The following is a 12,151-nucleotide window of genomic DNA, read 5'->3' on the forward strand; positions in this document are numbered from 1 at the left end:
GGTAATATGCAAACAGAACAAGAAAATGGGCAGCTAAAGCGCACCATGAAAACTCGTCACCTGATTATGCTTTCGCTGGGTGGCGTGATTGGGACAGGGTTGTTTTTCAATACCGGTTATATCATTTCCACCACCGGTGCCGCCGGGACGCTGCTGGCGTATCTCATCGGTGCGCTGGTGGTGTGGCTGGTGATGCAGTGCCTGGGTGAACTCTCCGTGGCGATGCCGGAGACCGGGGCGTTTCACGTCTATGCCGCACGCTATCTCGGTCCGGCGACCGGATATACGGTCGCGTGGTTGTACTGGCTCACCTGGACGGTCGCGCTTGGCTCAAGCTTTACCGCTGCCGGATTCTGTATGCAGTACTGGTTCCCGCAGGTTCCGGTATGGGTCTGGTGCGTGGTGTTCTGCGCCGTCATCTTTGCTCTCAACGTTATCTCCACGCGCTTCTTCGCCGAAGGGGAATTCTGGTTCTCGCTGGTGAAAGTCATCACCATCATCGCCTTTATCATCCTCGGCGGGGCGGCGATCTTTGGTTTTATCCCGATGCAGGATGGCTCACCCGCGCCGGGGCTGGCGAATATCACCGCTGAAGGTTGGTTCCCGCACGGCGGTTTGCCGATCCTGATGACGATGGTGGCCGTCAATTTTGCCTTCTCCGGGACCGAGCTTATCGGCATCGCGGCGGGTGAAACGCAGAATCCGCACAAGGTGATTCCGGTGGCGATCCGCACCACCATTGCCCGTCTGATTATTTTCTTTATCGGCACCGTGTTTGTGCTGGCGGCGCTGATCCCGATGCAGCAGGCGGGCGTCGAAAAAAGCCCGTTCGTGCTGGTGTTCGAAAAAGTCGGCATTCCCTATGCGGCTGATATTTTTAATTTCGTGATCCTGACGGCGATCCTCTCGGCGGCCAACTCGGGTTTGTATGCATCCGGGCGCATGCTGTGGTCGCTTTCCAATGAGAAAACGCTGCCGCGTTGCTTTGCGAAGGTCAATAAAAATGGCGTCCCGCTGATGGCGATCTCCGTGAGTATGCTCGGCGGCGTACTGGCGCTGTTCTCCAGCGTCATCGCGCCAGACACGGTGTTTGTCGCGCTCTCCGCTATTTCCGGATTTGCGGTGGTGGCGGTGTGGATAAGCATCTGCGCGTCGCACTTTATGTTCCGCCGTCGTCACCTTCAGGCCGGAAAACCGCTGGCTGATCTGCATTATCGTGCGCCCTGGTATCCTCTGGTTCCGGTGCTGGGCTTTGTGCTGTGCGTGGTGGCGTGCGTTGGGCTGGCGTTTGACCCGACTCAGCGTATTGCCCTGTACTGCGGGCTGCCGTTCGTCGCCCTGTGTTATGGTGCCTATTACCTGACTCAAACCCCGAAAACCCAGGAGCCTGAACATGTCGCAGAATAATCCGCTTATCGCCCTTCTTGAAGCACAGCCTTTTATTGTGCTGGACGGCGCGATGGCGACGGAGCTGGAAGCGCGCGGGTGTCATCTTGCCGATAGCCTATGGTCCGCCAAGGTGCTGGTCGAAAACCCAGAGCTGATCCGCGAAGTGCATCTCGATTATTTCCGCGCTGGCGCGCAGGTGGCGATCACCGCCAGCTATCAGGCGACGGCGGCGGGTTTTGCCGCACGTGGCTATGACGAGGCGCAATCACGTGCGCTGATCGGCAAAAGCGTGGAGTTGGCGCGCAAGGCGCGGGAAGCATATCTGGCGGAAAATCCGCAGGCGGGCACGCTGCTGGTGGCCGGATCGGTTGGGCCGTACGGCGCGTATCTGGCGGACGGTTCGGAGTATCGCGGGGATTACGTGCGCAGTGCGGCGGAGTTTAGCGAGTTTCATCGTTCGCGGGTGGAAGCCCTGCTGGACGCGGGAGCCGATCTGCTGGCCTGCGAAACGCTGCCGTCGTTTGCGGAGATCAAAGCTTTGGCGGATTTGCTGACAAACTATCCTCGCGCGAAGGCGTGGTTCTCGTTCACCCTGCGCGACAGCGAACATCTGAGTGATGGCACGCCGCTGCGTGAAGTGGTGGCAACGCTTGCGAATAATCCGCAGATTGTGGCGCTGGGGATCAACTGCATCGCGCTAGAAAACACCACGGCAGCGCTGGAGCATCTGCACACGCTGACCGCACTGCCGTTGGTGGTGTATCCGAATTCCGGTGAACATTACGACGCGGTGAGCAAAACCTGGCACCATCACGGTGAAGCCTGCGAGACGCTGGCGGGATATTTACCGCAGTGGGTTGCAGCAGGGGCGAAGCTGATTGGCGGGTGCTGTCGTACGACGCCGAAGGATATAGCCGAGCTTAAAGCTCTGCGCTGAACTTCTGAACATCGCCGGGCGGCGGCTGCGCCTTACCCGGCCTACAAGTAAGAAGGCCGCACCAAACAGTCCCCTCTCCCACAGGGAGAGGGTTAGGGGGAAAAGTGCGCGCTGGTGCCCTCACCCCGGCCCTCTCCCACAGGGAGAGGGAGCAAACACTAAAAAGGCAACCTTGCGGTTGCCTTTTGCTTTTATTACGCTGCATCCGCTAAAACAAACATCCCGTACGGGTGGATCTCCAGGTAATAATTTTCCCCTTCGTTCGGCTGCAAACGCGTGGCGTTGACCTGAAGCAAAATCTCCTGCCCGTGCCACTCCACAATCACCTCGTACTGCGGTCCCATATAGGCGACGTGCCGAATAGTGCAGCGCTGGCTCTCTTCCCCGCGCTCGCTCAGAGTGATCGCCTCCGGGCGTACGCCGACCGAGCCTTCACCGTCATGCGCAAAGTGTATTGGACGCGGCAGACGATAGCCGTAGATCTCGACGAAACCCTCGCTAAAGCGTGCCGGAAACAGGTTGGCGTCGCCCATAAAACTCGCCATAAAACGCGACGCGGGCTGACGATAGAGATCCTGCGGCGAACCAATCTGCATAATGTTGCCTTTGTTCATCACCAGCACCGTGTCCGACACCGCAAACGCCTCGCTCTGATCGTGGGTTACGTACAGCGAGGTGATGTTGAACTGCTTTTGCAGCTCACGGATCTTGTCGCGCATGCTGCGGCGCAGGTTGGCGTCGAGGTTACTCAGCGGCTCATCAAACAGCAGCACTTTTGGTTTCAGGATCAGGGCGCGCGCCAGAGCCACTCGCTGCTGCTGGCCGCCGGAGATCTGATCGACATAACGATCTTCAAACCCCTCCAGATCGACCATCGCCAGCGCCTCTTTCACCCGCGCTTTGGTTTCCGCGCGCGACACGCCGAGCATTTTCAGCCCGTAGCCGACGTTCTCGCCCAGCGACATGTGCGGGAACAGAGCGTAAGACTGGAACACCATGCAGATATCACGCTGCTGGATGGAACGGTGCGTCACATCCTCGCCATCAATCAGAATCTGTCCCTCAGTCGGTTTTTCCAGCCCAGCGACCAGGCGCAGCACGGTAGTTTTGCCGCAGCCGGACGGGCCGAGCAGTGTCACCATCTGTCCCTGCGGGATCGCCAGGTTAATGTTCTCGATAACGGTATTAGTCCCGAAGCGCTTGGTGACATTGCGCAGTTCAACGAAATGTTTCTGAGTCATAGTGTTACGCCTGGTTTTTGGCTTTAGAGCGGGAGGTGCGAGACTCACCGATCAGCCAGTCAAAGAGGAAAATGATCGCCAGCATGACCACAATCAGGATCGAGCCGTAGGCAATCGCCACGCCGTATTCGCCGTCTTCCACGCGGTTCAGGATGTAGGCTGTCGCCACGCGGGTATCCGGCGTGACGAGGAACACAATGGCGCTGACGGTGGTAATGGCGCGCACGAAGCTGTAGATCAGCGCCGACAGGATCGCCGGGCGCAGCAGCGGCAGCAGAATGTGGGTAATGGTGCGCAAGCTCCCGGCACGCAGGCTGAGGGACGCCTCGTCCAGCGACTTATCGATCTGCCCTAAGCCCGCAATCCCGGCGCGAATGCCGACCGGCACGTTACGCATCACCATCGAAATAATCACAATCGCCGCGGTGCCGGTGAGGTAAACCGGCGCGCTGTTAAAGGCCAGGATATAAGAGACACCCGCTACCGTGCCCGGTACGGCGAAGCACAGCATGGTGGTGAACTCGATGGTCTTTTTGCCTTTGAACTGCTGGCGCACCACCACCCAGGCGATCAGCAGGCCAAAACCGGCGGTGATTGGCGCAGCGATCCCGGCGTAAAGCAGGGTGTCGAGCAGAGAAGGCCATGCGCCGTCGCTCATGCCCTGGCCGAACAGCTTGATAAAGTTATCCAGCGTCAGGGTGTAATCCACGCCCCAGTTGACCGTAAAGCTGCCGTAGAAAATGCTGCCGTAGAGCAGGGCGTTAAAGGCTACCCACACCGCCAGCAGAGCGACCACGCTCCACACCAGGGTCACCGGCAGCGGCTGTACATCGCCACGGTAGGATTTACCGGAGACGGTGACGTACGATCGCTTACCGATCCACATGTACTGGATGCAGAACACCAGCAGCGAGAAGACCAGCAGGAACGCGCCGAGGGTACTGGCGGCCTGATAATCGAGCTGAGAGCCGGTGATGTAGAAGTAGATTTGCGTCGCTAAAACGTCGAAGTTACCGCCAAGCACCAGCGGGTTACTGAAGTCGGCCAGCGACTGGACGATCACGATCAGGAACGCGTTCGCCAGCGCCGGTTTCAGCAGCGGGACGAAGACGCCGTTAAAGGTCTGCCAGCGGCTGGCGCGCAGGGTGTATGACGCCTCTTCCAGAGAGGGGTGAATGGTTTTGATCGCCCCGTCGAGGATCATAAACGCCATCGGCGTAAACGCCAGCACCTGCGCCAGCCAGATGCCGGTAAAACCGTACAGCCAGTTGGTGTTGGTCAGGCCGAACCAGTCGACCATCAGCTCGGTGACATACCCGGAGCGGCCCATCATCAGCGTCACGCCCAACCCCACCACAAACGGCGGGGTGACGATTGGCAGGATCGAGAAGATGCGCCCGATGATGGCGCTGCGTTTGGCGATGCGTGTGGTGTAAATCGCCAGCACCAGCCCGAAGAAGGTACAGCCGATACCGACGGCAATCGACAGCAGGACCGAGTTGATGATCACCTGCACGATATGCGCCTGTGACAGCACGGTCATAAAGGCCAGCGGGGCGAACTCGCCGGCGTCGTTGGTGAACATCGGAATGAAAATGGCGATACTCGGCCAGACGATAAAGATGCCGATCAGCACCACGATGGTAATCAGCGAGCCAATCACAAAGCGGTCGCCGCCCAGCCACTCCAGACGCGTCAGCGCCAGAGTCATGATCGCGCCGAGGGCAACGAACAGCACGATAGTGGCAAAACCTAAACCGCGTCCTTCCACCGTCGCGCTGATGACGATAAAGGCCATGCACAGCAGCGCCCAGCCCGCGTCGAGGTAGTGACGGCTGCGCTGTTCGCGCTTCGCTTCGTTGAACGGCCGCACCAGCAGCAGGCTCGGCAACAGATACCACAGCCAGCTGATATTGAAATGGGACCAGCTGTAGGCGTCGAGAATTTCTTCGCGCGTTGACTCCAGCAGGCCGTAATCCAGACTCCAGCTCGGCAGCAGCGCAAACGCCACCCAGCCAAGTAAAACCCAAAGGAATACCGCATCCCGTTTTTTGACGGGATGAAGAGCGAGTGTGTGTGACATAAGTTTTCCGGGTGTTGAGGAAAATGTAGGCCGGGTAAGGCGCAGCCGCCACCCGGCATTGACCACTTATCGCAGGCTTATTTACCCATCTTCACGTCGCTGACCCATTTGTTGATAAGCGCCTTGCGCACATCCGTTGAGCCGTACTTGTCCATGTCGTAGCTGATCAGCTTCAGATCGTCGAGTTTGAGGGAGTTCGGCGAAGTCTCGGCGGTGGTGTTGGTCAGGATTTGGTAGGATTTGCCTTTCTTCCATGCCAGTTCCTGAGCCTCTTTTGACAGCACCCAGTCCACGAACAGCTTCGCGTTCTCTTCGTTGCGCGCGCCTTTCAGGATGCTGACGCCGCCGATTTCATACCCGGTGCCTTCGCACGGCGAGATCAACTCCAGCGGTGCGCCTTGTTCTTTTTCCAGCGAGTAGTCGTGCAGGAAGCCAATGCCAATGGCGGTTTCACCGCGCGCGGCGTTACGTGCCGGGGCGATGCCGGATTTGGTGTACTGAGATACGTTACCGTTAAGCTGTTTCAGGTAGTCGAATGCCTGATCTTCACCCCATAACTGCACGAAAGTCGCCAGTGCGGTATAGGCGGTGCCGGAGCTTTGCGGATCGGCAATCTGGATCTCGCCTTTGTATTCCGGTTTGGTCAGATCTTTCCAGCACTTCGGCACCGGCAGATTTTTCTCTTTCAGGCGCTGGGTGTTGACGCCAAAACCGAGAATGCCGACGTACACGGCGGAGGAGAGATTGCCTTTCACCTTCGCCGGATCGCGGAATTTCTCCATGATCTGCTCAAGGTTTTTCGATTTGTACGGCTGCAACAGCCCCATTTCACCGGCCTGCGACTGCGGATCGAGCGTGCCGCCGTACCAGACATCCGCCTGCGGGTTTTTCTTCTCGGCATCGACTTTCGCCAGCGTGCTGCCGGAGCCGTTGCGGATAAACGAGGTTTTGACGTCGTACTTATCGCCGAACGCTTTGGTTTCGGCTTCACACATTTCGTTGGTGGCGCTGCAATAGACCACCAGACGGCCTTTCGCCTGCGCGGCCCCGGTTAACGTAGCCAGCGCGATCCCGGAAGCAATGAGGGTAGAGAGAAGCGTTGTTTTCATTATTCAGCCCTTTTAAGACGTTATGTGACTGCGAGAAGCGGTGATGCCCGACATCAGCAGCGGCATCAGTAATAAACCCATCAGTACGGCGGCGATGGAGAGCAAACTGAACATCCCCGACCAGCCGTAACGTTCAATAACCAGTGACAGCGGCCATCCGGCCAGCGACGCCCCGAGATAGGCAAAGACGCCGAGAAAACCGGTAATCGAACCTGCCGCCTGCTTGTGTCCGCATTCGACGGCGGCGAGACCGATCAGCATTTGCGGGCCGAAGACAAAAAATCCGACCGCAAAAAAGCACATCGCCAGCAGGGCGTAGTGGTGAACCGGCGCCAGCCACAGGGCAGCGACAGAGACCATCAGGCCCAGCGTGAACAGCAAAATCATCGGCGCACGTTGCCCGCTGAACAGCAAATCCGAACCCCATCCGGCGAACAGCGCGCCGAGCAAACCGCCGACCTCAAACAGCATCACCGTCGCGTTGGCGCTGAGCAGATTGACGCCGTGACTTTCCGACAGCCAGATGTTGCCCCAGTCGTTCAGCGCAATGCGAATCAGATACACCAGCACGTACGACGCGCCGAGCAGCCAGATCATCGGGTTTTGCAGCATGGTGGTGCGTAACATCTGCCACAAACCCATCGGCGGACTTTGCTGCTCCTGGCGCAACTCCAGCGGATCGTTGCGCCACTCCCCGACCGTTGGCAGACCCTCTTCCTGCGGTGTCCCCCGCAGTTGTGTGGTCAGCCAAATGCCGAGCACAATGCTGATAATCCCCGGTGTCAGCATCGCGGCCTGCCAGCCCCAAAGATGGGCGGCAAGCGCACATATCAGCGGAATAATCGCCCCACCGATGTTGATGGAGGTATTCCAGCATCCCCACCAGAAGCCGCGCTCGTTGCGCGAATACCAGTGGGTGAGCAGGCGCGCGCACGGCGGCCAGCCCCATCCCTGAAAGAATCCGTTCAGCGTCCAGATGAACAGCAGCAGGCCAAACGAATCACTAAAGGTGAACAGTACGTTCAGCACGCCGGTGGCCAGCAGGCCGATCCCCATAAACGCCCGCTGTCCGTGGCGGTCGTGCCACAGTCCGGCGGCAAATTTCGACAGTCCGTAGCTCAGATAAAACAGCGACCCGATAAGCCCGATGTCGCTTTTGCTCAGCCCTAAATCCATTTGCAGCGCGGGCAGAATGTAATTGACGCTTTTTCGCGTCAGGTAAAACGCCGCGTAGCCGACGGCCATGCACAGCAACAGGCGTGGGCGCAAAGCCTGATAGCGTTGAGAAATCTGTTCAGCAGACAGTGCGTGCATGGCGTTCTCCGTTTGAGCTGACTGTAAGAAAGTGCAAGGCAAAAGGGATGAGAGAAAGTCTGGAGTGGCTAAGACTTTTTCCTGGTTAGTGCGGTGTTTGTTGCAAAATTGTGGGCAGGTTAACAATTACGCGGGTGCCGCTCTGCGATTCCAGCGTGAATTCGCCGCCAAGCGCGTGGACGCGCTCGCGCATTCCCTGAATGCCATAGCCGGGCGTGTTATCGGGCTGAATCCCGCTGCCGTTGTCCGACACGTCGAGGATCAGACGATGATTCTGCTGGCGCAGTACGATCCGCACTTCGCTGGCATCCGCGTGTTTACTGACGTTATTCAGCAGCTCCTGCACCAGGCGATAGAGGGTAAAGACCAGGGTTTCGTTTTGCGGCGGTGCGTCCAGCTGCCAGTCAAAACAGCAGGTGATGCCGCGTTCGGGGAAGGCAAATTCATTCACCAGATGGTGCAATGCTTCTTTCAGCGACAGTTCATCCAGCACCGGCGGGCGGAGCTGGCGCAACAGCTGGCGAGTGGAGTGGTGAATGCGCCGCGCCAGCTCGTTGATCTGCCCGGCGGCTTCGACTGCCAGCGCCGTGTCTCCCGCGCGTTTCACCAGCTGAGACTGGATTTGAATCGCCGTAATGTTCTGGCCGATTTCGTCGTGCAGCTCGCGGGCCAGGTGTTTACGGGTGTCCTCTTCGGTGTGGATCAGCTTTTCAGTGAGCTCCCGCCGCGCCTGTAGCTCTGTTTCGAGCCTGCGGCGATAGTGGTCGAGATTCAGGGCTAATTGCTGCTGGCGGCTGATGGCAATCCCCAGCCCGATGCCCAGCAGCGACTGGGTGGCGAGGAAAATCTCCAGCTCCAGCAGATCGGAAAACCCGACGCCCACCTGACGGGCAATAGTGATCATCATGCTGCCGAGTAGCCCGGAGAGCACGCCGCCCTGCCAGCCAAATTTCCACGCCATCACCACGTTTGGCAGGAACACCACTATCAGCAGCAGCCGCTCCAGCGCGGGGGAGAGCACCATTTGCGTGCCGATACCGATGATGAAAAACAGGCTGCACCAGATAATCAGCGAGGTGCGCAGAGGCGGGTTGGTGGTGTCCAGCCCGAGCAGATGATACCGGTGCTGCTGGCGTAAAAATTCAAACACCAGATAGACAAACGGCGTCAGCAGGACCCCGCCGGTAAACGAAGCCAGCCCGAGCAGCGTGGCCGGGCTTTGCAGAAATGGCGCGAGGACCAGCGTTTGCAGCAGGGCGTTGACGCTCACCGCCGCAATCAGCAGGGACAGGCGCTGCCAGTAAAGCGGGAAACGGTGCCAGTAACGTTGTACGGCGTAAGCGGAGATCAGCCCGAGCGGCGGCGCGGCCAGCATCAGATAGCTGGTCAGCAGTTGTTCGCTGTGCAGCCACAGAATCGCGGCCAGCGTAGGCAACACCACCGCGGGCCAGAAGCGGCGCGACAGAAGAATGAGTAACGCCAGATAAACGCCCTGCGGCAGAAAAAGCACCGCCTGCTGGCCGTTGTGGGTGAGGTAAAAACTGAGCGTCCACAGCATCAGCCAGCCGGTTCCCCAGGCCAGCATAATGAACAGAGACAGCACAATGTGCCGCAGGGAACGCCGCATCAGTGGCCCGTCAGCAGCTGGTTGTCGAGCGCGAAATGCACCAGCTCAATGGTGCTGCTGCACTGCAATTTCCCCAGCACGTTGGCGCGATGGACGTGAACGGTTTTATGGCTCAGCTCAAGGGTAAAGGCGATGGCTTTGACGCTTTCGCCTTTGACTAAGAGGTCGAACACTTCCCGTTCGCGCGGGGTGAGGACATTGAGCACTTTCGATACCGGCTGGCCGCCGCGCAGAGCTTTGACCGCATCGGCGCACAGATAATGGCCGCCCATGCCGACGGAACGCACCGCCTGCACCAGCTCTTCCGGGCCGCAGCGTTTGGTGAGATACCCGCTGGCTCCGGCGTCGAGGGCGCTTTGCACAAACGCGGGCGTGTCATAGATGCTCAGAATGATGGCGCGAAACGTCGGGCGCTGCTGGCGCAGGCGCTTGAGCAGGCTCAGCCCGTTTTCATCCGGCATGGCGACATCCAGCACCGCGACGTCAATATCGCTGTGTGTTAATGCAGGCCACGCGTCGGCCGCGCTGCTGTACTGGCCTTCGACCACCAGGTCGTCCTCCAGATTTAATAGCTGCGCAAAACCAGACCGCACCACCACATGGTCATCCACCAGCACCACTTTGATCATTGCTTATTTCTCTTACCGAAGTTGATATCCATGATGCCTGTTGCGCCGGGCGTGGCAATAAGCTGAACGCGGTTATGTAACCTGTGTAACAAAAATGCAATAAATTAAAAACCTTTGCCAATATCCCTGCCGATATCAGGGCAGGGCATGGGTATCGTCTTTTTCAGAGAGCGGAAACCGAGGCACGTTAATATATGAATCAATTTGTCTGTTTATTGACGTCGTGTGAAAACAGGTGAAGGAGATGTAACGCATTACTGCTGCGAATAGTGATTTTACCTCTGCCTGACGCGGCGGATTCATTATCTTGTGGTTTAATAACCTATTATTTCATGTTTTGTTAGTATTAAAATCTAATTCTCGGTTCTGCTGTATTTATTATTCTAATTTAATCTCTTATTTGTTGGAGTTGTTTGTTATTGACTGGAAGGGCTATTTCGCCTTTTTTTTCGGTCATTACGGGTTACTATTTATTGCATCAGCGAGGCGCAAGCCGAAATACACAATCAGGTTTGAACTTGCTGGTGAATATGTTTAGAGGTTTTTTGATTGATGAGGAAATTAAGCCAGAGCATTTATCTGGCTCGGGAGAGTTTTGCTCAAGATTCATTAATCAAAAATCTTATTTGTGTGTCATTTCCTTAAATTACAGGACCACTTTTATGAAACTGAATAACGTTTTTTCTGCTCTGGTATTGGCTTCAGGTTTAACTGCATTTGGCGCTCAGGCCGATCAAGGTAGCGGCGTGGTGACCTTCACCGGCTCGGTGATTGACGCGCCATGCTCCGTCGCGGCGGGCGATGACGATCAGACCATCGACCTGGGCCAGGTTTCCAGCTCCGCAGTGGCAAACGGCGGCACCTCTACGCCGGTTCCTTTCTACATCCACCTGGAAAACTGCTCTGTTGATACGGCCAGCACCGTCTCCACCACCTTTGCCGGCGCGGATTCCAGCGTTGACGGCGCGGTACTGGGCGTGACCGGCTCTGCAACCGACGTGGGCATCGTGATGACCGACGGCGACAGCAACGCCATCACCCTGGGTGAAGCGACCGTAGGCCAGACCATTCAGAACGGCGACAACACCCTGGCGTACTCCGCCTACATCATCGGTGGCGAAGCGCCAACTGAAGGTGATTTCACCGGTGTGACGAACTGGACTCTGGCATACGAATAAGGTTTCACCTTATTCCACGATGTTATTCAGGCGGCCTGTTTGGGCCGTCTGATATTCCACTCTGACCGAATAAGAGAAAAGGGATCGCGATGCATTTTTTATTATCTACATCGACACCGCCGATCGTGAAAATCTTCCTTTTTCTCCTGTCTGGTTATTGCCTGCCATTACTGGCGGCAAACCAGGGGGACGGCGCAATATTCATTAAAGGGGAGGTGCTTTATACCCCCTGCGCCATTGATCTTGATAGCCGAGATCAGACGATTGATATGGGAGAAACCCCCGTCGCCGAAATAGCCACCAAAGGCTATGGCCCAACGCGTCATTTTACCGTTCGTTTAATCAATTGCCTGATGCTGCCCTCACCAGGGAACAGCCAGTTCGACTCTGAGTATTACCAAATCACCTTTGATCCCATGACCGGAACGGAACGTTTTGCCATTCGCGGTGAAGCCGAGGGCATTGAACTCACCATTCGCGATACCGACGGAAATCTTGCTGTGCCCGGCGTGGCGCTTCCGGCGAAAGAGGTCACCCGGGGAAATATCGATCTTCACTATGCGCTGCAGATGGTAAGCGACGGCCAGCCGCTGAAATCAGGGACGTATCAGTCGCTGATTCGCTTCAGAATGGATTATTACTGA

10 protein-coding genes are annotated in these 12,151 nt (G+C 57.3%); 4 read left to right on the forward strand and 6 right to left on the reverse strand.

Annotated elements, in window-relative coordinates:
• Positions 1-6: 6 nt before the first annotated feature.
• Positions 7-1,407, forward strand: a complete 1,401-nt coding sequence (gene mmuP, locus JBO43_RS12155; RefSeq protein ID WP_202674408.1) for an S-methylmethionine permease — start codon at positions 7-9, stop codon at positions 1,405-1,407.
• Complete coding sequence (gene mmuM / locus JBO43_RS12160; protein ID WP_202674409.1) at positions 1,394-2,326, forward strand: homocysteine S-methyltransferase; 933 nt, start codon at positions 1,394-1,396, stop codon at positions 2,324-2,326. The genes mmuP and mmuM overlap by 14 nt, the downstream gene beginning before the upstream one ends.
• Before the next feature lie 194 nt (positions 2,327-2,520).
• On the opposite strand, the gene fbpC is transcribed toward mmuM, so the two are convergent.
• The 6 genes from fbpC to JBO43_RS12190 all read right to left on the reverse strand — a co-directional run bounded on the left by fbpC (position 2,521) and on the right by JBO43_RS12190 (position 10,329).
• Entirely contained in the window at positions 2,521-3,567 is a 1,047-nt protein-coding gene (fbpC, locus tag JBO43_RS12165; RefSeq protein ID WP_202674410.1) for a ferric ABC transporter ATP-binding protein, read from the reverse strand.
• Between the two features lie 4 nt (positions 3,568-3,571).
• Entirely contained in the window at positions 3,572-5,650 is a 2,079-nt protein-coding gene (locus JBO43_RS12170) for an ABC transporter permease (RefSeq protein WP_103949954.1), read from the reverse strand.
• 77 nt (positions 5,651-5,727) lie between these two features.
• Positions 5,728-6,759, reverse strand: coding sequence for an ABC transporter substrate-binding protein (locus tag JBO43_RS12175; protein ID WP_063135461.1), 1,032 nt, complete (start codon positions 6,757-6,759; stop codon positions 5,728-5,730).
• A gap of 12 nt (positions 6,760-6,771) precedes the next feature.
• Positions 6,772-8,115, reverse strand: coding sequence for an MFS transporter family glucose-6-phosphate receptor UhpC (uhpC, locus tag JBO43_RS12180; RefSeq protein ID WP_255411607.1), 1,344 nt, complete (start codon positions 8,113-8,115; stop codon positions 6,772-6,774).
• Positions 8,116-8,158: 43 nt separating this feature from the next.
• Positions 8,159-9,700 (reverse strand): MASE1 domain-containing sensor histidine kinase, encoded by a 1,542-nt coding sequence (locus JBO43_RS12185; protein WP_202674411.1) that lies wholly within the window; start codon positions 9,698-9,700, stop codon positions 8,159-8,161.
• Positions 9,700-10,329 carry a response regulator transcription factor gene (locus JBO43_RS12190; RefSeq protein ID WP_095280921.1) on the reverse strand — a complete coding sequence of 210 codons (630 nt, stop codon included), beginning with the start codon at positions 10,327-10,329 and terminating at the stop codon, positions 9,700-9,702. The genes JBO43_RS12185 and JBO43_RS12190 overlap by 1 nt, the downstream gene beginning before the upstream one ends.
• A gap of 662 nt (positions 10,330-10,991) precedes the next feature.
• Here JBO43_RS12190 and JBO43_RS12195 point away from each other — a divergent pair.
• Both JBO43_RS12195 and JBO43_RS12200 read left to right on the forward strand, forming a co-directional pair.
• A complete protein-coding gene (locus tag JBO43_RS12195; RefSeq protein ID WP_095280922.1) occupies positions 10,992-11,507 on the forward strand; it encodes a fimbrial protein in 516 nt (171 codons plus the stop codon).
• Between the two features lie 89 nt (positions 11,508-11,596).
• Positions 11,597-12,151 carry a fimbrial protein gene (locus tag JBO43_RS12200; protein WP_095280923.1) on the forward strand — a complete coding sequence of 185 codons (555 nt, stop codon included), beginning with the start codon at positions 11,597-11,599 and terminating at the stop codon, positions 12,149-12,151.

Origin of the sequence: Lelliottia jeotgali (assembly GCF_016771845.1) — a bacterium.
Taxonomy (GTDB): Bacteria; Pseudomonadota; Gammaproteobacteria; order Enterobacterales; family Enterobacteriaceae; genus Enterobacter; species Enterobacter jeotgali.